Below are 23467 nucleotides of genomic sequence, written 5' to 3' on the forward strand. Positions count from 1 at the left end.
CATGTCAAAGTGTATTGTGTTTCCGTTCCGGATGTGATAAATTCTAAATTAAGTAAATACTTACCAATAACGGAAGCACCGTTTAACACCCGCCAGGCGGGTTGTTGGACGGTGCTTTTTTGCTGTCTGAAACGAGGAGGGATCATTCGTGATGGTACCATACCGAATTACGCTCGCGGTCAAGGAGGCGCAGTATCTGGAGGGTATCCTGCACTATGTTCACAGCAGCGAGTTTGGGGACAAGCTGCACATATCCGGATTCACTAAATTGGACGCTTTTATGAAGTATATGGACGGCAAGGAGCTGCCCGACGCCGTCGTTGGGGAGGCAGCCTTCCTGGAGCCCTGGCTTGCCGGGAAGAACGGCGATATACCGAACTGGATTTTGCTCGGACATGGGGAGGCCGCCTCTATACAAGGACCGGTGCTCCCCAAATATCAGCCCCTTCCGGAGCTGATGGCTTCCATCCTCGGCTTATGCCGGAGGGAAGGTCAGCGGCGTACACTGCCGGTGGCGGACGGAGAGGCCGTGACGATCGGCTTCGTCTCCGTCGTGGGCGGGAGCGGGAAGACGACCGCCGCCGTTAATATGGCCAAACAGCTGGGGGCGGCCGGCCTGTCGGTATTTTATTTGAACCTCGAAACCGTGAACAGCAGCGGAATTTTTCCCAGACAGGGGGGCGGTGCGGAGAGTGCCGAGGGGCTGCCCGGGATGCTGTATGAGCTGAAAGCGGTCCAGGAGGAGAAGCATGTGCAGACGATGGTATCTCCGGAGCCGTACACCGTCCATCATCCGGGAATTCGTGCGGATTGGTTCAAACCCGTCACCAATTTGAAAGAGCTGGTTCAATTGGGTAAGGCCGATACACGGAAGCTGCTGCAGAGCATCGCGGCAAGCGGCCGGTACGACGTGGTGATCGCCGACACAGATTCCGGGCCGAACGAACGCCTGGCCGCTGTCCTGGAAGGATGCCGCCACCTGGTCTGGCTGATGCTGGACGACATCACCAATCTGTACAAAAACGGCCAGTGGTTTGCGTTTATGGAGCGGAGCCAGCCGGAACTGTTCGCGGAGCTTGCCGGAAAGAGCCGGTACGTGGTCAATCGGTTCACCGGGCAGCTGGCCAATCCGCTGCCCGCGTGCATTCCAGAGGTGGACGGCGTTCTGCCGTATATCCCTTCCTGGAAGCATAACAGCAACGAAGAGCTGCTGCTCAGCTCGCCGATCTACCAGCGGGATATCCTCAAGCTGTGCAAGTCCCTCTTGGGGGACTCATTCGTCAGTGGTTCAGGGGTGAGAGGATATGGATGAAGAGCTGTTCCGCGAGCTTCGTCAAGAAATCCGGTCCGGACTGGACGTGACTTCTGCGCTTGGCAACCGGGAGCTGATGCAGTATATCGAGCTGACGGTGTTCAGGAGACCTGAGCTTCGCGAGCTGACCGCGCAGGAGAAGCGCAGCCTGATCCGGCGGATCTTCGATTCGTTCCGCGGGCTCGACATTTTGCAGCCTTTAGTGGACAATCCCGCGATTACCGAAATTATGATCAACAGCCACGAGGATATTTTTATCGAACAGGACGGCGTGGTGTCCCGGCTGCCGCTGAAGTTCGAATCGAGATCGAGGCTTGAAGACATTATCCAGTCGATCGTTGCCGGCGTGAACCGCGTCGTCAACGAGTCTTCGCCGATCGTGGACGCCAGGCTGAAGGACGGCTCGCGGGTCAACATCGTCCTGCCGCCGGTTGCGCTGAAGGGGCCGACGATGACGATCCGGAAGTTCCCCGAATCGCCGATGACGATGCAGGACTTGATCGTCCGGAGAGCACTGAGTCAGGAGGCGGCTGAGTTTCTCCAGCAGCTGGTGGTGGGGAAATACAACATCTTTATCAGCGGCGGGACGGGCTCCGGCAAAACGACGTTCCTCAATGCCCTGTCGCAATTCATCCCACCGGACGAACGGGTGATCACGATTGAGGATTCGGCTGAACTTCAGATTGTCACGGTCCCCAATCTGGTCGCTCTGGAGACCCGTAACGCCAACACGGAGGGGAGAGGGGAAATCGCCATCCGGGATCTGATCCGCTCCTCCCTTCGGATGCGTCCCAATCGGATCGTGGTCGGCGAGGTCCGGGGGAGCGAGGCGCTCGATATGCTGCAGGCGATGAACACCGGCCATGATGGAAGCTTATCGACCGGCCATGCGAACAACACGCGCGATATGATCAGCCGGCTGGAGACGATGGTGCTGAGCGGAGCGGATCTGCCTGTGCCTGTCGTCCGCCAGCAGATCAGCTCGGCGATCGATATTTTTGTCCATCTGTCCAGGATGCGCGACCGCACGCGGAAGGTCACTGAAATCAGCGAGGTGGCCGGGCTGGAGAACGGCGAGGTGGTCCTTAATCCGCTGTTCCGTTTTCGGGAGACGGGGGAGAAGGAAGGAAAGGTTGAAGGGGAGCTGGAGCCGACGGGAAACGGATTGATTCATGTCGCAAAGCTTCAGGCTGCGGGAATCGCCGCCGCAAAGAAGTGAAGCGGACATTTTTAATTCCAATATGAAGAGATTGGGGTCGCGGGCTGCTTGATTCAGCATCAAATTAAAAGGCCTTAATAAACCAGTTGGGTACTGTCACCAGGGAGGTGAAGCGATGTTACACGAACAGCAGGGAACAGGGAGCAATGGTAACCGGCGGGAGGCCGCTCCTTCCAAGAAGCCAGGCAGGGCGCTCAGGAGGCAAGGCATGGACGGATCTCCCCCTCCAGAGGATATAGGGAAGAAGCTCCCGGATTACCAGACTTATGAGCTGAACGGGCTCCAGCGTACGGCATGCATTGCTATTGGGGGCTTGTTATGCTTCGGAATTGGCTATTTGTTCTATCACCAATGGCTCGTAGCTATGATCATGGCATCCGGCGGATGGATCGTTCCGCGGTTTTGGAGGGCGCATCTTCTGGAGCGCCGGAGGACCGCGATGAATCTTCATTTTAAGCAGGCGCTGTATTCGCTGTCTTCCTCCCTGTCTGCGGGCAAATCGGTGGAAAACGGTTTTAGGGAGGCTATTCAGGACCTGCGGATGCTCGACCCGGATGCGGAGAATGACCTGATTACCGAGCTGGGCATTATCTGCGCGCGGATGGAGTATGGCGAACCGGTCGAGGATGCATTGAATGACTTCAGCCGCCGTGCCGCAATGGAGGATATTACGAATTTTGCGGATGTGTTCACGACGTGTAAGCGCACGGGAGGGGACCTTGTCGAGGTTGTACGGCACACCTCAACAGTGATCGGCGAGAAGCTGGATATCAAACAGGAGATCTCGGTCATGATCGCCCAGAAAAAGTTTGAATCCAGAGCCTTGTTGGCTGCGCCTATCCTGATGCTGATGTTTATGAATTTTACGGCCGGAGATTATATGCAGCCGCTGTACAGCGGGATGGGCATCGTGATTTCGACAGGTGCATTGGCGGGACTGGCCGGCTGCCTGCTATGGATTATGAAAATGATGAATATCAAGGTGTGAACGGGGTGAAGTCATGAAATTATTGGCTGCCGTGATGCTGGCTCTGCTGGCGGGAGGTTGGGTGGTGCAGAACCAGCGCTGCGGCGACAAATATAAGCGGTTGATGACATTGCCGATGGAAGGGATTCGGCTGAGAGCGGTGATGCGGCCCATGCTGTACATCATCGACCAGTACAAGCTGACTGCTCGTTTTCCGCTCTTCTTCTTCAGGCTTCAGCGTTCGATTCAGAAGATTTACGGGCAGCGGCACAGCGTGGAGATGACGCTCCTGTATGCCGGAGAGATGCTGTGTTACAGCTGGCTGATGCTGATGCTGGGCTGCCTGCTGACGCTTGCCGCCGGGGGAAACACGGGGCTTATTATTGGAGGGCTGCTGGCCATCCTTCTCCCGGCCGCGATCATTAAGGACCTGCACACGAAGGTTGATAAGCGGGACCAGGATATTACGATCGAGCTGGCCGAGCTGCTGAACAAGATCGTCCTGCTCGTCGGAGCAGGCGAGACGGTGCAGAAGGCCATCACGCGATGCGCACGTCAGAAGGAAACCCAAAGGGATCATCCGCTTTATAAGGAACTAATCCGGATGATCGATGATCTGGAAGGCGGATATTCCTTTCAGCAGTCGTTTGAAAATTTTAGCAAACGCTGTGCCGTGCAGGAGGTATCCGCGTTTACGACAGCCGTGCTGCTCAATTTGCGGCGAGGGGGCAGCGACTTTGCCATGGCTCTGAACGACTTGTCCCGGGGATTATGGGAGAAGCGCAAGGCCATTACCCGGACACGAGGAGAGCAAGCTTCGTCAAAGCTCGTTTTTCCAATGATGGTCATTTTTATGATCGTGATTGTGCTGGTGGGCACACCGGCTTTTATGATGATGAACATGTAGGAGGGGTATAAATGCTGACAATGATAAGACGAAGCGGCAAGAAATTATGGAAGGACGAGGAGGGACTCGGAACGCTCGAAATGCTGCTGATTATCGTCGTGATCCTCATTATCGCGCTTCTGTTTAAGAAGCAAATTATGGAGCTTATCAACAAACTGCTGGCTAACGTCAACAAAAAAAGTGAAGAATTTACGAGCTAGGTTAAAAGAATGCGAGGGAAGCTTTACGCTGGAAGCCTCCCTCGTCATGCCGGTCGTTCTGTTCACGACGATGATTCTGCTGTTTCTGTCCCTGTATATGTATCAGCAGAGCATGCTGCATCAAGCGGCGTCCGCAGCCGCGGAGCGCACGGCCTACAGCTGGGATAACAGCCATAAAGAAGCGCTTGACGGCTCGGTTCCGGTCAACCAATATGATTCGCTGTATTGGCGAATGACAGACGATCAATGGCTTGGTGCGTTGTTTGGCTGGGCAGGAGCCGAGAACTCGCAGACGGTACCTGTTCCAAGTACCTCTTCCACCCAAGGGGCGCTGACGGCGATCAAGCTGAGCAAAACCGGCTCGGCGATTCCGGCGGGCATGCAGGGGGATATGACCTATAAAAATGCTCTGCTGCAGCGGAAAGTAACTGCCAGCTTGAACCAAATGATCTCCCTCCGGCCGCTCGATGCCATGTTGGACGGAGGGAGCGAGCTTCGAACCTCCGGGAGTTCATTGGTCGTGGATCCGGTAGAATTTATCCGCAGCATCCATCTGATGAGATACTACGGCTCGAAGTTCAAGAAGAATGATGCTGGTGAAGGGATGGATCGAGGCAGCGCGGCTGGGGTGCTGAAGCAGCTTCAAGCTTCCGGAAGCCAGCCTTAGGAGCCGGAGAGGAGGATTGGCGGGTGTTCGGTAAGAGACGCTCAGAAAGTGGATCGGTATCCATCTTTCTTATTGGGGTTTTGGCCATGATTTTTGCGTTTGTCGCATTATTTATCGACTACGCCCGGATCGCGGCGATGAAGGCGCAGAGCGAGCGGTTGGTCCGTGCGGCGGTCCGGTCGGTCATGTCGTCGTACGACCCTGAACTGCAGGAAAGGTATGGACTTTTTGCACACGGCAGCACGAGCGGCGATCAAATTATGGCTGGCGTGCTTAACAGCACGATGGATAAGGGAGACCGCAGCGATCGGTTTGATCTGCTTCCGCTTCAGCTGGACACCTCATCGCTCAAGATGGAACGGATGCTGGGGGAGTATGACATTTTTAATAGGGAAGTCAGCGAGGAGATGAAGTATAAAGCGCCCATCGACTTTTCTCTGGAACTCGTCAGCAGGTTCAAGCCGCTGTCCGAATCCATGAAGGAAGCCTCGGATACGGTGGATGTCCTGGGCAAGCTGCAGAAGCTGTATGACAAGCGCGAGGAGGCCCTAGATCAGATGCTGGCGGCCCAAAGAAAGGCCGGTCAAAGCCTGAAGGAGGTTCCGGTTTTGATCATGAGCCCTGCCGGAGGGGCGATTCCGGACCAATCGCTCGGTTCTTCGGAAGTGGTCACCGCGGCCGACATCGCCGCACAATATGAGGACTACGTAGACAAGGTCAATCAGGATGCAAACCGTGGCGAAGACGAAGAGGAACAGTACAGCTCGGAAATCCGGGAGTATAACCGCAGCTCAGGAAAGGTCATTTCCCGCCTGCAGGGCATCCAGTCCTCGGCGGCCAAGAGCCATGCGAAGGAACTCCAGAATGCCCTGGAGTACTGGGAGGAGGCCCGGAGCAGCAACGATAAGATGAAGGAAGTGATTGCAGAAGCCGGAAACCGCGGCGGGACCGAAGGCTACGATCAGGTCGGGAGCGCCATAATCCCGGGGGCGGCACCGGAAGCATCCGGAAGTGATCCAGCGGCGATTCATGGCATCCGGGACGGCATAGACCAACTGCTGCTGTCCGATAGTCTGCTTCAGGAATTGAATGATGTAATTAAGACCCAAAAACAGGATTATAGTGCCTTTAACAACCAGTTATCTACCCTTTTATCTTCCCTTGCCGAGTCTTCCGGGGTTCAGGGAAGCAGTGGGCGCATGAAAAATGAGGTGATCCGGGGAGTAAGCGCCGCTGACCGTTATGTCCATGATTACGCCGTGTCAGGCAGCGGGAATAAGCTCGACCGGGTGGCAGGTCAGCTGCAGGAGCATCGGGGATCTGACAAGGAAAGGAAAGAAAAAGAGAAGCTGAGCAAGGCCAAGCTGTCCGAAGCAGCGGGCATTTTGGAAAGCATTAATAAGCTGGACCAGAAAGTGAAGCAGCATAATGAGGAATACCAAGAGCTTCAGCAGTATTACGACGATAGCTTGACCTTTAATAAGGAAGACGCAGGCAGCGAGTATAAGGGGACCGATCTTGATCATGACCCCTATGATGCGGGCAAATCGGCCATGAAGCAGACGGACTCGGTATATGGATCCATGGCGGGGATGATGTCGGGCATCAAGGACGAACTGTTCCAGAACGAATATGCAGCGCTGTATTTTACCCATTTCGATCTTGGACTGCTGAAAGAAGCGGCGGCAAGCCCAGGAAGCCGGCTTGGGGATGCGGTAGCCGATGAGATGAGCGTAAGCCATCAAGAGCTGGAGTATATCGTGTACGGCTTCCATAACCCGGTGGGCAATGTGTCAGCAGCCTATGCCGAAATTTTTGCGGCACGGCTGGCGGTTCGGACCATGGAGGGGCTCGTGAAGAACAGCAAACTGGGAAATCCTCTGCTCGTTCTAGCTGCCGCTCTACTGTACGGAGTAGAGATGGCCATGGCCGACATGGTGAAGCTCTGCAGGGAAGGATCCGTAGAGCTGTCCAGTTACGTTAAGATTCAAATGACATACCGCGACTACTTGAGATTGTTCCTGCTGATCCACAGCGACAATGAGAAGAAAATGTCCAGAATGCTGGCGCTGATTCGTCTGAATACGGGAATTAATCCCGCCGAACGAGCCACGTATGCGTCAGGAGAAGTCCGGATCGGAATGAGGCTGTGGTTTCTGCCCGGCGTGATCCAAATGGCGGGTTATGCCGGAGGCAGTCCGGATAACGTGGAAGGAAACCGTTACTATGTTACGAAAAAAGCGGATTTTGCTTATTGATCGGCTGCACCGCATGAATTGGGGGAGAGCTTCTGCTTTCGCCAAGGCGTTTCCGAAGCGGGGGAAGCGGGAGCTGGGCAGCATCGTCCTGGAAGCCTCGTTGGTGCTGCCCGTCTTTTTGTTCTTCGTCATTTTTCTGATTTATATCGTTCAGATGACACTCATTTCTACGGCGCTGCAGAGCACCGTATCGGATACCGTCAAGCTGGTATCTTCCCACATTTATCCGGTGGCTTTGGCCATCCAGCCGGAAGCATCCGCAGGGACGGGAAACGAATCCAAGGAGCGTGACTCCGGGAGCTGGTCGGTTCCCGAGCTGTCGCTAAGCGATTGGGCTTCCCAATATACGGGGGCTCTTCCGTCTCCCCTGAAGGAATGGACGAATGAGGCAGTGGGGCGGGCCGAAGCCCCGCTCCAGGATTTAAAAAATCAGACGGCAGAGGCGGTGCTCGATCCGGTGGTCAAACCGATATTGAAGCCACAAATGCAAAGCCATTTTCTAAGCTACGAGCGAATTCATGTTTCCAATATTCAAATCCCTGACCTCAAGAACAGGACGGATCCGTACTTTGGCATTGAAGTGAGCTACGAGCTGCCGATAAAGGTCCCTTTTATCAATAGAAAAATCGTGATCCAGGCCAAGGCACAGGAACGCCTGTGGATCGGCGCCACTGATGAAGAAGGCTCAGGAGAGGGTGAAGGGGATGTTGATGGACGCACATCCATCAGCATTTTATCCAAGCCCGATCCCGCGTATGTCGGCAAAAAGGCCAAGGTGCGCGCCAAGATCGCTCCAAACGGATCGGCAAATTTATCCGTGTTTTATAAAAGCGGTCAAAGCACCGCCAAATACTTGGGGGAAAAGCAGGCAGACGCGGACGGAACCATCGAGTGGGAATGGTGGGTCGGACCTAACACGACACCTGGAACATGGCCCTTCGTCATCACGACTTCGGACGGCCAACGGCTGGAGGTTATGTTTACCGTCGTAAAGGGATAGCTCATACCTCAAATGGTGGTTTTACCTCAATTGGTGTACCAGCCTCGTTTGGGTCGTGAAAAACCTCTTTTTGGCCTGCTTAACCTCATGTGTCCGATACCTCTACCGTAATTACGGTAACAGTTAGTTTAGTTCAACTACATAAAGAAGGGGAAAGGAGGCGGTTGTACCGTGAATCCAGCCATATATGGATGTGCAGTGCTGATTGCCGCTGCTTTTGTGACCGATATCCGGACGTTGAAGATCCCGAATAAGCTAAATTTCAGCGCAATTATCGCGGGGATAACCTTCCACGGAATTTGGGACGGCTGGTCCGGGCTCGCGTTTGCAGGGAAAGGGCTGGCTGCCGGATTCCTGGTATTGCTCGTCATGTACTGGATGGGCGCGGTCGGAGCCGGAGATGTGAAGCTGTTTGCCGGGATCGGCGCCTGGATGGGCGCTCTGTTTGCGGTTCAGTGCGTGGTTTATTCGGTCATCTTTGCGGGAATCATCGGGCTGTTGATTTCCTTGTGGAGGAGGGACGCAATGAAGCGACTGCGCCAAGCCGCGGGAAGCCTGTCCGGATTTATTGTATTAAGGAGTCTGACCAGCTTGAGGGGAAATCGGAAAGAGCAGCTTCATTTTCCGTTTATGCTTGCCGTGCTGCCTGGCTTTATATGCGCGTGCATGTATTTGTGATTCTCGGGTTTACGAAGTGATAAGTTCCTAGATATGGTTTTTGGAGGTGAACACCGGTTTGGAGTCCCTGACGCGTGACTTTATTCAACATGACGGAACCTTTATGGTCATTGGCCCTGCTGAAGGGTACCGTCCCGATGAATTAAACAATATAGAGTTATCTATGATTTCGGCCTCCCGGATTGCCAGATTTCTTCCGCTGCGCCTGAAGGAGATGGATCTCAGGGTAACGCTCCAGTATGACATTACAGGCAAGAAGATGCTGTCCCATATGCTGAGAGGAGAGAGGCTCAGCATGCCGGATTATTACGGGCTTTTGTGCCAGGTGGCCGGGACGCTGGAAGAGAGCAAGTCTTACATGCTGCAGCCGGATAAGTATGTGCTGGACGAGGATTACATCTTCGTTGACGGGTCCTTGCACTCGGGAACGCTTTATTTTACCTATGTTCCACTGGAGGAGCCGTTTCAGGACAAGCCGCTGCGAATCCGATTGAAGGAATTAGTCACGCGGCTGATGGCCACGGTCCAGGAGCTAAAGGGAAACGGTGTTCAAAGACTGCTTCAATTCACCGGAGGCGAGGACTTTTCGGTCTCCGGCCTTAAAAAGCTCCTGCTCGAACTATTAACCGCCGAGGAGGATGATGGACATGGATATGCTGACCATCCGGGAGGAGTCCAGGCGTTAGAAGGGTATCAGGATCATACTCAGCAGGCTTACAGACAAGGGTTGCCAGGTGGCAGTCGTGTTCCGGGAAAAGGAATAAGAGAAGCAGAAGACTCTGCAGCGGGCAGCGTGGTTCCTTTTCAGACGGCAAGAACAAATGCCCGGGCAGCCGAAGGGGATCGGCTGCGGTCCATGCCGATGCAGCAGGCAGACCGACAGAGTCCCGAAAGGGACTCCTTTCCGAGAGTGGGCGGGCTTCAGGAAGCGTTTGACCAATGGAACCGGAGTCCGGACCGTGACGATGCCTTAGACGCAAACGATGAGCGGGAAGCAAACGGAAAGTCTGGTGGAAAGATTTATATTGCTTTGGGATGTCTATTATGTGCCGCTGTCATCTGGCGGATGATTTATATGCCGAAACCGACGACAAGCTCGCTGCTGATCAGTATCTTATTGACGATTCTGCTTGGTGTGGCGGCTTGGCTTAGCTGGTCTGGAAAGCTAAAGCTGGGCCGTTCTGCGCAGCAAGCGATGGAAGGAGAAATCCCGGATTTCGGATCGGGTGAAATCGATGATGATCGTCATTCGGCTTCACGAAAGAGAATCCCACGGTTTCAGGTGGAGCAGCTGACCGGCTGGTTCGGCAAAGGCAGCAGACGAAAGGATCGCGATGATGACGATCACGGAACAGATGATGCGGAACCGGATTGGAAGTGGAAGTTTTCGCAGGATTTACTTGCAGCATCAACAGGTATTGAGCTGAGGGGAGGAGGGCAGAGGACAAGCGAGACAAGTTGGCCTAGCTACTCGGTGGTAGGCTCTAACAATAAGGGGCTAGGACTGGGGAGCGGAGTTGGGATCGGACAGGAAGGACGGGATGGTCGGGATGGTCGGGAGGAACGGGAAGGTCGGGAAACTCCGGCCGACCGGGAACATTATTCGGACATCCGGCAGCGTCTGTGGAGCCACCTTGAGGCTACCCATGCAGCCGGGGTTGAACGTGCGGCTAACGAGCATGCTGGATCGGATGGAAGCGCCGGACACGATTTCCGTTTGAAGGAAGGACAGGCTATGTCCGGCACCGGACGAAGTAATGCGACTGTACTTCTATCCGCGCCTGTGGATGGTGCTGCCGGAGGGAAAAGCCATCGCTCCGGCAGTCCCGGCTATTATCTGATTCGCGAAGGTGAGCAGGGGCGCCCTTCTGAACGGATCGAGTTGAAGCTGCCGCACTTCGTGATCGGAAGGTCGGAAGAGGTTGCCCAGTATGTAGAAGCCTCCACAGGCACCTCACGCGCGCATGTCGAGCTGGCCAGAGGCAAGGACGGCGGCTACCTGATCAAGGATCTGGGCTCCCGCAACGGAACCAAGCTGCATGGAGAGCCTATGGTGCCCTACAAGGAGTATCCGCTGAAGGACGGGGACACTTTTACCATCATCAGCGGAGTCTATACATTCAAGGTATCCTGAGATCCCTTGTAGAACGTTCATCCCGGCTTGTTGGCAAGGTCGTTCAAAGCCTCCTGAAGGCGGGGATACCGGAATTTAAAGCCTAGCTCAAGCGCCTTGGCCGGAAGAATGCGCTGGCCTTCCAAGATGATCAAGGATTGTTCGCCAAGAACGGCCTTCATCATCACGGCGGGTACCGGAAACCAATGTGGCCGGTGATACGCACGGCCAACGGCTTGCCCGAATTGATCGTTGGTAACCGGTTCAGGTGCCGTGGCGTTCACCGGACCCTCGGCCTCCGGATGCGTCATGCAAAACTCGATCAGCCGGACGATGTCTTCCAGATGAATCCAGGACAGCCACTGCCGGCCGCTGCCGATTTTGCCGCCGACCCCCAGCCTGTAGGGAAGGCGCATGATCGGGAAGGCTCCTCCCTGATTTCCAAGCACGACGCCGATGCGCAGCTTGACGAGCCGTACGCCCTGGATGCTGTCGGCAGCGTCTTCCCACCGGCTGACGACATCCGAAGGAAAATCCATAACCCGTTTCGGACTGTTTTCGTCAAAGGTGTCGGTCCATGAGGTGCCGTAGACGGCAATAGCTGATGCCTGAATGACGACCCCGGGCTTGCTGTGCAGCTCCTCCACAAGCTTGGCGACGGCAGCTACGGTATTGAGGCGAGAGCGGATAATGCTGTCCTTTGCCTTGGCGGTCCACCGCTGGCTTAATGAAGAACCGGCTAAATTGACCAGCGTATCCATGCCCTCCATCAATTCAGGATGGCTCGCAATTTCATTCCACGTATACAACACCAGCCTAGGGTCGCGTTTATGATCGGGCGGAAGCTTGCGGGTGACAACAGTCACCTCATGTCCGTTTTTGAGCAAATGCTTCGACAGCGCGCTGCCGATAAAGCCGGTTCCTCCGCAAATGGCGACTCTCATCCGATCCTCTCCTCCGAAGTTGATCTCATTTTATGATATGTATATAAATAACCCCCGGCAGAGATCAGACTGTCGAAATGAACCCATTTCTTCAATGTGAGCACTCCTGCACGGGGGTGTTCCTTCTATAAAGCGCTATTCTATTTCTCGTTCCCGGGTCTTTGGAAAAGGTCCTGAAAACCCGGTCCAAGCTGCGGATTATTCGTCCATCAGATGCTTGTAAGGCGTATAGTCAATTTGGTTCTTGTTCAGAAAGGCCACCAGGAATTTATTGTCCCGTTTTGGCGTTGCTTTGATATATCCTTGGATGCAGTGATCCTGCGTCACTTCCTTGGCTCCGCTCTCCACCGCAATTTTTCCGATTTCGGCTGCAATCGAATGCTTGGCAATATCCCGGAAGGGACCCGGTACCGGCTTCACTAGTTTGTCCAGAAACGCCTTGGATTCGTCCGTCCACAGATGCCGGCTGGTTTCGACCCAGTAATTCTGCCAGTCCAGCTTGGACTTGCCGTCATTCTTCGGCAGCACCTTCAGAAATTTGCGGATCATAAAATATCCGCCGATCACCATGCACACAAGCAAAATGATGGCCCACACAAATATGGAATTCATAAACGTGTTGGACGGCGCCGTTGCAGTCAGCAACTTTGTGCCCAGTGAACTATGCATATTGTCACCTCTATAAATCGTTTATCGCAGTTATATTCCATTCTTTAGAATTATAACGCATTTATAGATTTATTTCATTATCCACGATAAAATAAGGGATAATTCGTTTAAGGGGGATAAACCATGCTCAAAATTGGTTCTCACGTGTCCTTTTCGGACAAGGGCCTGTTAACTGCAACCAAAGAAGCGGACACCTATGGATCGAGTTCGTTTATGATATATACGGGCGCACCGCAGAATACGCGGCGTAAGCCCATTGAATCGATGTACATCGAAGAAGGCAAAGCCCAAATGAAAGAGAGCGGTATCGACGAAATCGTCGTTCACGCGCCTTACATTATTAACCTCGGCTCTTATAAGTCGAATACGTTTGAGCTCGCCGTAAACTTTTTGCAGGAGGAAATCCGCCGGACCCATGCCATCGGGGTCAAAAACATCGTGCTGCATCCCGGCGCTTACACCGACATGGATGCCGAATACGGCATTCAGCGCATCGCCGACGGCTTGAATGAAGTGCTCGACGGAACCAACGAGACGGAGGTTCATATCGCGCTGGAGACGATGGCCGGCAAAGGCACGGAGATGGGACGCACGTTCGACGAAATCGCCCGCATGATCGACAAGGTGAAGCACAACGAACGCCTGACGATCTGCATGGACACCTGCCACATTCATGACGCAGGTTATGATATCGTGGACGACCTTGATGGCGTGCTGGAAGAGTTCGACCGGATCATCGGTCTGAATCGGATCGGCGTTGTTCATATCAATGACAGCAAAAATCCGCGCGGCGCCGCCAAAGACCGTCATACGCCAATCGGATCCGGCTGGATCGGCTTTGATGCCATCAACCGCGTTGTCCACCACGAGAAGCTGCAAGGGCTCCCGTTCATTCTGGAAACGCCGTGGATCGGCAAGGATGCGAAGACGCAGCGGCCGATGTACGAGGTGGAGATTGCGCTGCTTCGCGGCAATGTCGTCGAACGCTTCGGCTCTGAGTTCCTCGGCCAGGTTGAACAGCTGCATTCCTTCTTTGACAAACAGGAAGTCGATCCACGCCAATATGTGCTGGACGTGTGGAATGTGCTGAAAACCGACGCCAAGGCGAAGAAGGCAGATCCGCGCGAGCCGATGGAGCGTCTGTACGACATGATTATCGAAGCGGGACTGTTCCCTGAGCTCAGCGAGGAGCAGATCAATCTGCGCCTGACCGCTTGGTTTGCGGGTAAAGGGATTTTGGCGTAAGCCGAACGGAATCACAGAGGGGCCATACGGTTCAAGAGAGAGAACACGAGAGAGAGGAATGGATTTACACATGGAATTGCATGTCAAAAAAGAAAACAACACGGGAAGTGCGCACGCCAACCGCGCAAGAATGCTGATTTCGTGTCCGGACGGACCGGGAATCGTGGCGGCGGTATCGCATTTTCTGCATCAACACGGCGCGAATATCGTCCAGTCGGACCAATATACGATGGATCCAGAAGGCGGCATGTTCTTTATGCGCATTGAATTCGACCTGCCGGAGCTGGAGAAGAGGCAGCCGGAGCTGGAAAGCCAATTCAGCGAAGTGGCATCGACCTTCCGGATGGATTGGAAAATGCAGAACGTCAGCCGTAAGAAGAAGCTGGCCATTTTCGTATCCAAGGAAGACCACTGTCTGGTCGAGCTGCTGTGGCAGTGGCAGGCCGGCGACCTGGATGCCGAAATCGCCATGGTGGTCAGCAACCATCCGGATATGAAGGAATATGTGGAATCGTTCGGCGTTCCGTACCATCACATTCCGGTGACGGCGGATACGAAGAAGGAAGCGGAGCAGCGCCAGCTTGAAGTCGTGGGCAGTGACATCGACGTGATCATCCTCGCCCGGTATATGCAGATCGTTTCACCGTTCTTTATCGAGCATTACCGCAACCGGATCATCAACATCCACCATTCGTTCCTGCCGGCATTCGTCGGCGGCAAACCGTATGCCCAAGCCTATCAGCGCGGGGTGAAGATCATCGGGGCGACCGCGCACTACGTGACGGAGGAGCTGGATGGAGGACCGATCATCGAGCAGGACGTTCAGCGGGTCAGCCACCGCGACGATGTCAGCGAGTTGAAGCGGATCGGCCGGACGATCGAGCGTGTCGTGCTGGCGCGTGCGGTGAAATGGCATATCGAGGACCGCATTCTGGTGCATGAGAACAAGACGGTCGTTTTTAACGGGTAACCCGCAATAGACAGGCACCCTTGGCGCGAACTATAGCGCAGGCAGCCAGTATCTATGAATCATTGAAAAAATGAATAAAGGCTTTTGCGTACGAGAAGCGGCTCGCTAGTTTTCAGGAGATGTGACGAGGATGCAGGGTTTGACCCCATCGCGTTCGTCAATAGGATGAATGACATAGAGCTATGGGGATCACCGTGCGCATCAAGCTGTAGGTATGTCCGTCCCGCTCTTCATAGAGCGGGATTTTTTTGTCGATTTAGCCCAGTCCGGACAATTTATCCAAAATTATGAAAATATTTTACCAATTTTGCCGCATCCCTATAGTAGAATGACCAAAGAAGCCTGAGAGAAGAGAGGAGACAATCATGCAATCATTTCGACGTTACATAAGGCGGATCTTACTTCCAGTACTACTTACCATATGGGTGCTGCTGCTCCTGCCTGGATGGGGCGGCACCGCGCATGCGGAGGATGCCCCTTCCATTTCGCTGAAAACCGAAATCGGCTACAACGGCAAAATGAAAATGGGCAGCTGGAATCCCGTCAAATTCACCCTCACCAGCAGCCAGGATATTTCCGGAGATCTGGTCATTCAGATCGACACCGGACTGGCTCCCGCCACTTACGTCCAGCACGTCGAACTGCCGAAGGATACGGCCAAGGTCGTCATCATGGGCGTTCCGGGGGACAACTTCACCAAGGATACCAATGAAATCCGCTTTTATAAAAATTCTTTCCAAAAGGGCAAGCGGGTCAGCTTCAGCTCCGGTACGCCTTATCTGAAGGGCATGCCTGTGACGGCCTCCAATGTGGCCGTTCTTTCGGAAGACCCCGACACGATGAATTTTTTAAACGTGCTGCGGAGCAGCGGGTATGACTTGAACGTTCTGCCGCTGAAAGGCACGGATTTGCCCGAGGATCCGATGCTGCTGGACAGCCTTGACGTCATCGTGCTGAACCGTTTTGCCTCGGACACCTTGTCCAAAGGGCAGGCCGCAGCCGTAGAGCAGTGGGTGCGTTCCGGCGGCGAGCTGGTCCTTGCCGGCGGTGCGGCATATCCGAAGTCGGCGGCCGCTTTCGAGCAGATTGCCCCGGTTCAGTATACGGGCACTTACACGGCATCATCCCTTCCGGAGCTCGCCAAGCTGGGCGGCAAGCTGCTGGAGCTGGGCGGTGAGCTTACGCTCTCCGACGCTTCCCCGGTGGAAGGAGGAGAGGTCATGTATCAGGCCGGCGGCAAGCCGCTCATCGCCTCCCGTCAAGTCGAGCAGGGCACCGTGCTGTATGCAGCCTACGATTTGTCGATGGAACCGCTGGCTTCCTGGAGCGGCCATCCGTCGGTGTGGTCGTATCTGCTGCGCGATCACCTGGCGCTGTCCAATCAGCCGAACAACAAATTCAACATGATGCAGAACCAGATGTACAATCTCATTAACGTACTGGATTATTTTCCTTCGCTGAAAATGCCGTCTTTTCCAGTCATGGCCTGGCTGCTCATCATTTATGCTGTGATTGTGGCGCCGGTGCTGTACTGGATTCTGAAAAAGGCAGACAAGCGCGAATGGGCCTGGTGGATCATTCCGCTCATCGCGGTTATCGCCAGCGGCACTGTCTACATGATCGGAGCGGCCGATAAAACCAAACAGCTCGCCCATACCATCAACATGCTGGAGCTGGACGGCAAGGGCAATGCCTCGGAGGTCAGCGCTTCGGCGTTCTTTACGCCCCGGAGCGGGGAGTTCACGATTGATTTTCCGGCACATACCTATCTGACGGTTGATCGGACCAACGGGGCTTTCAGCAGCTCGAACCGTTCGAACAGCTTTGTGGAGGTCGGTGATCAGTCGACCCGATTGACCTTGAGTGATATGCCGCAGTGGTCCCTCGCGAAGGTATGGTCCAATCGCCGGGAGAACCGGAAGGTCGGCCAGTTCGATGTGAAGATCCAGCTGGATGCCAAAGGGAACATCGGAGGGCAGGTGACGAACAACACTTCCTATAATCTGAATCATGCGGTGCTGGCGCTAGGCGGAAGCCTGTTTGAGCTCGGCGACTTCGGCAAAGGGGAAACCAAACCGCTGTCGGCTGCCAGTAAACCGACCGCCGGTAATCCGTATAATATGGCCAACCAAATCTTTGGCAACCTGACCGGAGGCCAGGCGGACGAATTTACGCGGGAACGCGAAATTCTGATGACCACGGTTCCGAACACGGCATGGTATCAGTCAGGCTCCTACGTGATGGCCTGGAGCAAGGATCCGCTGGTCAGCTACACCATGGAGGGCAAGAAGCTGGAGGGCAATCAGCTGAACCTGTGGGCACAGCCCGTTTCCATCGACTGGGCGCAGAACGGAAAGCTCAACATTCCTTTCGGGTTTATTCAACCGAAGGTTACTCAAATATCGTCACCGGGATGGTATGAAGATCCGAGCGGAACCACCGAAATGGACCAAGGCAGTATCACCTTCGAGTACACGGTGCCTGCGCTGAAGCAGGGTGCCTCTGCCGTGCTGACTCTCCGTGCGAACAACCCCGGGAAGAAAACGCAATACCAGATTTTCAACAATGACAAACAGACCTGGGACCCGGTAACCTGGGATGCCACCAAGCAGTGGAAGGCTGAAAAGAACGTCCAGCAATACTTGGCGGGCGGCCGGATTCGACTGATGCTGACAGCCCAGGAGCATGTCCAGTTGAAACTTCCGGAGATCAGCTTGAAGGGAGCGGAGAAGCCGTGATCGAGATTGAACATTTAACGAAAACTTATGGGAGCTTTCAAGCGTTAAAAGATATTAATATGTACATTCCGCAGGGAACGGTTTTTGGGTTCGTCGGTCCGAACGGGGCCGGCAAATCGACGACGATGTCGATCCTGGCCACGCTTATGCTGCCAACTTCGGGCACCGCACGGGTAGACGGCTTTGAAGTGACCGAAAACCCCAAGGAGGTCCGCAAAAGAATCGGCTACATGCCGGATTTCTTTGGGGTCTATGACCAGCTGAAAACGACGGAGTACCTGCATTTTTACGGAGCCAGCTACAACATCCCGCGCGGGGAGCGGGACAAATTGATTCCTCAGCTGCTGGAGCTCGTCAACCTGAGCGACAAAGCGGATACCTACGTCGACAGCCTGTCCCGGGGGATGAAACAGCGGCTGTGCCTGGCCAGATGCCTGGTGCATGACCCTAAGGTGCTCATTCTCGACGAACCGGCATCCGGGCTCGACCCGCGGGCACGCATCGAAATGCGCGAAATTTTGAAGGAACTGAAGCTGATGGGCAAAACGATCATTATTTCCTCGCACATCCTGCCCGAGCTGGCGGAAATGGTCGATGAAATCGGCGTCATCGAGCACGGGCAAATGGTCGCCCAAGGCCGGGTGGCCGATATCCAGAATCGTCTTCGCGTCAAAAAAGTGCTGCACATCCGTTCGCTGGATAAGGAAGAAGAGCTTGCGGCACGGCTGCGGGACGAACCTTACGTCAGCGGCGTTCTTGCCGACAACACCGGCATCCATGTCCATTTCGGCGGCGGAGATGAGGATCAGGGAGCCCTGCTACAGAGAATCGTCACATGGGGTTACCCCGTACTGTCGTTTCACGAAGCGCAGACCAATCTGGAAGACGTATTCCTCGAAATTACGAAAGGAGGGCCCGCGACATGAATTGGACGCGCAAATGGATCAATCCCGTGCTGGATAAGGAATTCCGGCTGCGGATGCGGACCCCCCGGTCGGCGATTTCCCTGATGGTGTATATTTTGGTTCTCGGGCTGATCGCCCTGGGCTTTATTTATGTCAGCATGTACCTCGGGAACGGCGGCGGGCAGACCCGATTCAACTCGGGCATGGGCCAGATCATGTTCTATGTGCTGAGCTTTGCCCAGCTGGTGCTGATTGCATTCATGGCACCTGCTCTGACGGCCGGAGTCATCAGCAGCGAACGGGAAAAGCAGACGCTCAGCATGCTGCTTACCACCCAACAGAGCTCGTCGACGATCATTTTGAGCAAGCTGGTATCCTCGCTCAGCTTTATGGCCTTGATCGTAGTAGCGACGCTGCCGGTATACAGCATCGTATTTATGTATGGCGGCATCTCCCTGAATCAGCTGGTCTCACTGTTCCTGTTCTATCTGTTCATTATGCTGATGCTGGGATCGCTGGGGGTTCTTTTCTCCACGCTGCTGAAGCGGACGATGATCTCCGTGATCGTGACTTATGGCGTTGGATTGTGCATCTTTTTGCTGACGGGACTGCTGTATCTGTTCGCCCTGAGCTTGGTTCAGAGACAAAATGCACAATCCGTGCTGCAACCGGATTACTCCTGGGTTGGTTATATCCTAGGCCTGAATCCGGCGGCGGCGCTGATCAGCTTATTCGAACCGAGCTTTTCCAAACAGGCTTTCCTCGTCCGGGGAACGACGCTCAACGCGGATGCGCCGATTCAGCTGTGGCTGGAGTTTGTGGTGGTGTACAGCGTGGTCATCATCGTGTCGCTCTGGATCAGCATCCGACGGATTCGCCCGGTTCGCCGTAGAAGGAAGCAGGCAGAGACAGACGGCACGGATGGCGGAGCAACGATGGAGCCCGTGAAGTAAGTACTGGACGGGATTTAAAGAAAGCAGGACGGGATTATAAGCACACTGGCCGAGTATTTTATCCATTAAAAAGGAGGTGGAAAACCATGGACCGGATCATGCAGGCGATTCACCGGGCCCGGGCCCGTCTGCAGGTCTTCAGAATGCTGAGGTATTTGGCATACGGGTTGTCCTGCGGTTTGACGGCGGCGCTGCTTTTCTTGCTCGCCGCCAGGCTGTGGCCGATTCCGTTCTACCAGCTGGCGGCTGCCGGGCTTGTGGTAGCAGGAGCGGCCGCCGGTCTGGGTGCCGGGCTGCTGCACCGCATCCGTGTGAAGGAAGCGGCTGAAGCGATGGATCTCGCCAGCGGCAGCGCGGAGCGAAGCGACATGATGGTGACCGCATTGTCTTTTGCCGGGAACGATTCGGCGGCGGCGCGATGGCAGCGGACCCAGGCGGCCGAATACGGACGCCTGTTTGCCGCACAGATGAAGACAAGGCTGAGAATGCCGAAGTTGACGAAGTGGTGGGCTGGCTGCGGTGGGGGGCTTGCCGTATGCCTTGCTCTGGCACTGCTGCCAAGCCCGATGGATGACAAGCTTGCCCAGGCGGCGGAGCAGAAGCAGTGGGTTCAGGAGCAGCGGAAGAAAACGGATGATCTGGTGAAAGAGCTCGAAACGAAGAAGCTGGATCTGACGGCGAAAAAACCGCTGGACGGCCACCTCAAGACGCTGCAAAAGGAACTGGACGGGACCAAGGATCCGGACCGGGCCTTGGAGCAGCTGGAGAAAACGATGAAGGCGATGGAGCAGACGGCCAAACAGCAGGAAGAGAAGGCGCGGACCCTGTCGGAGCTGGGCCGGAAGATGCAGCAGACACCCCAGCTGTCTTCCATCGGGAAGAGCCTGGAGCAGAAGGATCAGGCTGCGATGAAAAAAGCGCTGGACCAGCTGAAGCAGCAGATCCAGAAGCTGTCGCCGGAAGAGAAGGAGCAGCTCCGGGAGGCTCTGAAGAAGATGGCCGAAGAGGCCGGGAAGAAACAGGACACCAAGGCCCTTCAGGAAGCGATGAGCAAGGCGGAGCAGGCGCTGGCCGGCACGGACCCTTCCAAGCTGGACGAAGCCTTGAAGGGGCTGGAGGATGAGCTGGCCAAAGCGATTGCCGCGAGCCAGGCGTCTTCTAGCCAATCCGACGCCGCTTCGGCGTTGGCCGCAAGCCTGGCGTCGCAGGGGCTCGGCCTGGCTTCGCAAATGACGGCGGCCGGCATGCCCGTATCGGATGCATGGGCCACCGGCGGCGCGGCGGAACAGCTGGCCCTGGCGGATTCGGCCGGGATGGGCGAGCCTTCGGACAGCGGCGGAGGCGATCCATCGGAGCCGATTGACGGGGCGGGCCAAGGTAATAGTCCAGGCCAGGGATCCGGCAGTGGATCCGGAAGCGGCTCCGGTTCCGGCGCCGGACAGGGCGGATCCGGACGCGGCGGGGCCGGCCAGGGTCAGGGTCCTGGTGCAGGCCTTGGCCAAGGCGGACGCGAGCTCGTGACGACGCCGCGCGAGTTTGCCGGCAAAGGGAATGTGCAGGCGGACACCGGTCCGATCCAAGGCGGAGGCGGAACGGTCCAGAAAGGCGGCGTCGCTCCGGGAGTCGAGGGAGCGAGCCGACCTTACGAGGAAGTGTACAAAGAATATGAGGCCGAGGCTAAAAAGTCGCTGGGGCGCAGCGACCTGCCGCAGCAGATGCAGGGTCTGGTCGAGGAATATTTTACGGGAATCAATCCGAATCCCTGATCCACAATTGAGGAGGAAGGTTAATGCTGGATACGCAAATTCAACCGGAAGCTTGGAAGGAGACGATATCCCGGGTACGGGGGCAGATCGCCGAGGTGATCGTGGGCCAGCAGGAGGTCGTCGAGCAGATGCTGTGGTGCATCTTCGCGGGAGGCCACGCCCTTCTGGAGGGCATTCCCGGTCTGGGCAAGACGATGCTGGTCCGCACGATTGCCGATACGCTCGACTTATCGTTCTCGCGCATCCAGTTTACGCCGGATTTGATGCCAAGCGACATTACGGGGACGCAGGTCATCTCTTTCGGCCGTCAGGGGGAGACTTCGATGTCCTTTCAGCGCGGGCCGCTCTTCAGCAGCATCGTGCTGGCGGACGAGATCAACCGGGCGACCCCGAAAACGCAGAGCGCTTTGCTCGAGGCGATGCAGGAGAAAACGGTGACGGTTGGCAGCGAGACGCACGTTCTGCCGAAGCCGTTCTTCGTCCTGGCGACGCAAAACCCGCTTGAAAACGAAGGGACCTATCCGCTGCCGGAAGCCCAGCTGGACCGGTTCCTGCTCAAAATTCTCGTGCCGTATCCGGGAAGCGAGGAGCTGAAGGAAATCGTCCGGCGGACAACGACGAACCGCCAGCCGGAGGTGCGGAAACAGGCCGGTGCCGCTGAGCTGCTGGAAATCCAGCAGGGAGCAAGGGAAGTACTGGTCGCCGATGAAGTGCTGGATTATGCGGCCAGGCTGCTGATGATGACCCATCCGGAAGAGGCGTCGGCGCCGGAGGGCGTCAAGAAGTACGTGCGCTTCGGTTCGGGGCCGCGCGGCATCCAGTCGATCATTTCGGCGGGGAAGGTCCGGGCGGTCTGCCAAGGCAGGATGCACCTGTCCACCGGCGATATCCATGCCGTCGCGGTGCCGGCACTGCGACACCGGATATTTTTGAACTTTGAAGGCCAGGCCATGGGCATTACGACGGACCAGGTGATCCGCGAGATGCTCGAGCGGGCGGAGGGGCAGGAATGAGCGCGGAATACCTGCTGCCCCCGGACTGGATGGTCCGGCTGGAGCGGATGAGCCTTGGCTCTGCGAAGCGTGTGGCCGGTACCCTGCAGGGCAAACGGCGCTCCAGCCTGCTCGGCTCTTCGCTCGAATTCGCCGATTACCGGCCTTATGCACCCGGGGATGACATCCGCCGGTTCGACTGGGGCGTGTATGCGCGGACAGGCAAGCCGTTCGTCCGGCAGTTTATGGACGAGCAGGAGCTGATGGTCAGCCTGTACGTGGACTGCTCGGCATCGATGGATTTTGCAGGCGGGACCCGAGGACGGGAGGGGAATGGGAATGAAGCGATTCCCTCCAAGTTACGGTATGCGAAGCAGCTGGCCGCCAGCATCGGATATGTTGCGCTGTGCTCTTACGAACGGCTGCAGGCCTGCTGCTTCAGCAGCCAGATCGACGCCCGCCTGCCCGTGCTCCGCGGGCGCGGGGCGGCCCACCGGCTGTTTCGGTTTTTTCAGGACGCGGGCCCCGGAGAAGAAGGAAGCCTGGCGGCCGCCTTCGGCGCACCAGGAGCGATGCCCAGACTGCCGGGGATGACCTGGATCTTCTCGGACTTTTGGCTGGATGAACGGGAGGAGGATCTCGGGCTGATGCTGAGCCGCCTAAGAGGGGCGGGGCAGGAGGTCGTACTCGTTCAGGTGCTGGCCCCGGAGGAAATCGATCCGGCCTACAGCGGCGACCTAAGACTGGTCGACAGCGAGCTGGGCACCGGGAAGGATATCGCCTTCACCGGCAAAGTGTTACGGGCCTACCAAGACGAGCTTGAACGGTATCAGGAATACCTGATGAAGCTGGCTGCAGATCGCGGTATGACCTTCATCCGGGTTTCGACAGATATGAGCCTGCAAAAGGCGGTGTTTGGCGTAATGGCGGAGGCAGGTCTCGTCATTGCCTGACGAGCTTGGCT

At 55.9% G+C, this 23467-nt stretch carries 20 protein-coding genes; 18 read left to right on the forward strand and 2 right to left on the reverse strand.

Annotated features, from left to right (window positions below):
* The first annotated feature begins 148 nt into the window (after nucleotides 1–148).
* The 10 genes from IAE55_RS23060 to IAE55_RS23105 all read left to right on the forward strand — a co-directional run bounded on the left by IAE55_RS23060 (nucleotide 149) and on the right by IAE55_RS23105 (nucleotide 11342).
* Complete coding sequence (locus IAE55_RS23060; protein ID WP_200633967.1) at nucleotides 149–1312, forward strand: hypothetical protein; 1164 nt, start codon at nucleotides 149–151, stop codon at nucleotides 1310–1312.
* Nucleotides 1305–2531 carry a CpaF family protein gene (locus IAE55_RS23065; protein ID WP_200633968.1) on the forward strand — a complete coding sequence of 409 codons (1227 nt, stop codon included), beginning with the start codon at nucleotides 1305–1307 and terminating at the stop codon, nucleotides 2529–2531. Before IAE55_RS23060 ends, IAE55_RS23065 begins: the two co-directional genes overlap by 8 nt.
* Before the next feature lie 208 nt (nucleotides 2532–2739).
* On the forward strand, nucleotides 2740–3519 hold the full coding sequence (locus IAE55_RS23070) for a type II secretion system F family protein (protein WP_145161031.1): 780 nt from the start codon (nucleotides 2740–2742) through the stop codon (nucleotides 3517–3519).
* Between the two features lie 13 nt (nucleotides 3520–3532).
* Nucleotides 3533–4405, forward strand: coding sequence for a type II secretion system F family protein (locus IAE55_RS23075; RefSeq protein WP_145160728.1), 873 nt, complete (start codon nucleotides 3533–3535; stop codon nucleotides 4403–4405).
* An 11-nt stretch (nucleotides 4406–4416) separates the two neighbouring features.
* Entirely contained in the window at nucleotides 4417–4605 is a 189-nt protein-coding gene (locus IAE55_RS23080) for a Flp1 family type IVb pilin (RefSeq protein WP_116231932.1), read from the forward strand.
* Nucleotides 4586–5272, forward strand: coding sequence for a TadE family protein (locus IAE55_RS23085; protein ID WP_325168676.1), 687 nt, complete (start codon nucleotides 4586–4588; stop codon nucleotides 5270–5272). Before IAE55_RS23080 ends, IAE55_RS23085 begins: the two co-directional genes overlap by 20 nt.
* Before the next feature lie 86 nt (nucleotides 5273–5358).
* Nucleotides 5359–7530, forward strand: coding sequence for a hypothetical protein (locus tag IAE55_RS23090; protein WP_234489777.1), 2172 nt, complete (start codon nucleotides 5359–5361; stop codon nucleotides 7528–7530).
* Nucleotides 7499–8530: a TadE/TadG family type IV pilus assembly protein gene (locus tag IAE55_RS23095; RefSeq protein ID WP_234489778.1), complete on the forward strand. Its 1032-nt coding sequence runs from the start codon at nucleotides 7499–7501 to the stop codon at nucleotides 8528–8530. Before IAE55_RS23090 ends, IAE55_RS23095 begins: the two co-directional genes overlap by 32 nt.
* Before the next feature lie 171 nt (nucleotides 8531–8701).
* The gene (locus IAE55_RS23100) at nucleotides 8702–9208 is read left to right on the forward strand and encodes an A24 family peptidase (protein WP_200633971.1); all 507 of its coding nucleotides are present in this window, start codon (nucleotides 8702–8704) and stop codon (nucleotides 9206–9208) included.
* Nucleotides 9209–9266: 58 nt separating this feature from the next.
* Nucleotides 9267–11342, forward strand: coding sequence for a DUF6382 domain-containing protein (locus tag IAE55_RS23105; RefSeq protein WP_200633972.1), 2076 nt, complete (start codon nucleotides 9267–9269; stop codon nucleotides 11340–11342).
* A gap of 17 nt (nucleotides 11343–11359) precedes the next feature.
* Here IAE55_RS23105 and IAE55_RS23110 read toward each other — a convergent pair whose 3' ends face one another.
* Together IAE55_RS23110 and IAE55_RS23115 are read right to left on the reverse strand one after the other, a co-directional pair.
* Nucleotides 11360–12265 (reverse strand): TIGR01777 family oxidoreductase, encoded by a 906-nt coding sequence (locus IAE55_RS23110; protein WP_200633973.1) that lies wholly within the window; start codon nucleotides 12263–12265, stop codon nucleotides 11360–11362.
* Nucleotides 12266–12463: 198 nt separating this feature from the next.
* Nucleotides 12464–12934 (reverse strand): DUF2621 family protein, encoded by a 471-nt coding sequence (locus tag IAE55_RS23115; RefSeq protein ID WP_105446035.1) that lies wholly within the window; start codon nucleotides 12932–12934, stop codon nucleotides 12464–12466.
* A gap of 123 nt (nucleotides 12935–13057) precedes the next feature.
* Here IAE55_RS23115 and IAE55_RS23120 point away from each other — a divergent pair, with 123 nt between their 5' ends.
* From IAE55_RS23120 to IAE55_RS23155, 8 genes are all read left to right on the forward strand, one after another.
* A complete protein-coding gene (locus IAE55_RS23120; protein WP_200633974.1) occupies nucleotides 13058–14179 on the forward strand; it encodes a deoxyribonuclease IV in 1122 nt (373 codons plus the stop codon).
* A 70-nt stretch (nucleotides 14180–14249) separates the two neighbouring features.
* Entirely contained in the window at nucleotides 14250–15149 is a 900-nt protein-coding gene (gene purU, locus IAE55_RS23125; protein ID WP_200633975.1) for a formyltetrahydrofolate deformylase, read from the forward strand.
* Between the two features lie 365 nt (nucleotides 15150–15514).
* Nucleotides 15515–17887: a DUF7408 domain-containing protein gene (locus IAE55_RS23130; RefSeq protein ID WP_200633976.1), complete on the forward strand. Its 2373-nt coding sequence runs from the start codon at nucleotides 15515–15517 to the stop codon at nucleotides 17885–17887.
* Entirely contained in the window at nucleotides 17884–18813 is a 930-nt protein-coding gene (locus tag IAE55_RS23135) for an ABC transporter ATP-binding protein (protein ID WP_076173458.1), read from the forward strand. Before IAE55_RS23130 ends, IAE55_RS23135 begins: the two co-directional genes overlap by 4 nt.
* Nucleotides 18810–19745 (forward strand): ABC transporter permease, encoded by a 936-nt coding sequence (locus IAE55_RS23140; protein WP_200633977.1) that lies wholly within the window; start codon nucleotides 18810–18812, stop codon nucleotides 19743–19745. Before IAE55_RS23135 ends, IAE55_RS23140 begins: the two co-directional genes overlap by 4 nt.
* A gap of 86 nt (nucleotides 19746–19831) precedes the next feature.
* Nucleotides 19832–21511: a phage tail tape measure protein gene (locus IAE55_RS23145; protein WP_200633978.1), complete on the forward strand. Its 1680-nt coding sequence runs from the start codon at nucleotides 19832–19834 to the stop codon at nucleotides 21509–21511.
* 23 nt (nucleotides 21512–21534) lie between these two features.
* Complete coding sequence (locus tag IAE55_RS23150) at nucleotides 21535–22524, forward strand: AAA family ATPase (protein WP_200633979.1); 990 nt, start codon at nucleotides 21535–21537, stop codon at nucleotides 22522–22524.
* Nucleotides 22521–23456 (forward strand): DUF58 domain-containing protein, encoded by a 936-nt coding sequence (locus IAE55_RS23155; protein ID WP_200633980.1) that lies wholly within the window; start codon nucleotides 22521–22523, stop codon nucleotides 23454–23456. The genes IAE55_RS23150 and IAE55_RS23155 overlap by 4 nt, the downstream gene beginning before the upstream one ends.
* Nucleotides 23457–23467: the final 11 nt, after the last annotated feature.

This window comes from Paenibacillus sp. S28 (assembly GCF_016624415.1).
Lineage (GTDB): Bacteria > Bacillota > Bacilli > Paenibacillales > Paenibacillaceae > Paenibacillus_AQ > Paenibacillus_AQ favisporus.

Bases quoted from the DNA above. Each gene is read 5' to 3' on its own strand.
- IAE55_RS23065 (WP_200633968.1), top strand. From the start codon at position 1,305: ATGGATGAAGAGCTGTTCCGCGAGCTTCGTCAAGAAATCCGGTCCGGA.
- IAE55_RS23110 (WP_200633973.1), bottom strand. From the start codon at position 12,265: ATGAGAGTCGCCATTTGCGGAGGAACCGGCTTTATCGGCAGCGCGCTG.
- IAE55_RS23140 (WP_200633977.1), top strand. From the start codon at position 18,810: ATGAATTGGACGCGCAAATGGATCAATCCCGTGCTGGATAAGGAATTC.
- IAE55_RS23145 (WP_200633978.1), top strand. From the start codon at position 19,832: ATGGACCGGATCATGCAGGCGATTCACCGGGCCCGGGCCCGTCTGCAG.
- IAE55_RS23095 (WP_234489778.1), top strand. From the start codon at position 7,499: ATGTTACGAAAAAAGCGGATTTTGCTTATTGATCGGCTGCACCGCATG.
- IAE55_RS23075 (WP_145160728.1), top strand. From the start codon at position 3,533: ATGAAATTATTGGCTGCCGTGATGCTGGCTCTGCTGGCGGGAGGTTGG.
- purU (WP_200633975.1), top strand. From the start codon at position 14,250: ATGGAATTGCATGTCAAAAAAGAAAACAACACGGGAAGTGCGCACGCC.
- IAE55_RS23150 (WP_200633979.1), top strand. From the start codon at position 21,535: ATGCTGGATACGCAAATTCAACCGGAAGCTTGGAAGGAGACGATATCC.
- IAE55_RS23070 (WP_145161031.1), top strand. From the start codon at position 2,740: ATGGACGGATCTCCCCCTCCAGAGGATATAGGGAAGAAGCTCCCGGAT.
- IAE55_RS23115 (WP_105446035.1), bottom strand. From the start codon at position 12,934: ATGCATAGTTCACTGGGCACAAAGTTGCTGACTGCAACGGCGCCGTCC.
- IAE55_RS23120 (WP_200633974.1), top strand. From the start codon at position 13,058: ATGCTCAAAATTGGTTCTCACGTGTCCTTTTCGGACAAGGGCCTGTTA.
- IAE55_RS23080 (WP_116231932.1), top strand. From the start codon at position 4,417: ATGCTGACAATGATAAGACGAAGCGGCAAGAAATTATGGAAGGACGAG.
- IAE55_RS23130 (WP_200633976.1), top strand. From the start codon at position 15,515: ATGCAATCATTTCGACGTTACATAAGGCGGATCTTACTTCCAGTACTA.
- IAE55_RS23155 (WP_200633980.1), top strand. From the start codon at position 22,521: ATGAGCGCGGAATACCTGCTGCCCCCGGACTGGATGGTCCGGCTGGAG.
- IAE55_RS23090 (WP_234489777.1), top strand. From the start codon at position 5,359: ATGATTTTTGCGTTTGTCGCATTATTTATCGACTACGCCCGGATCGCG.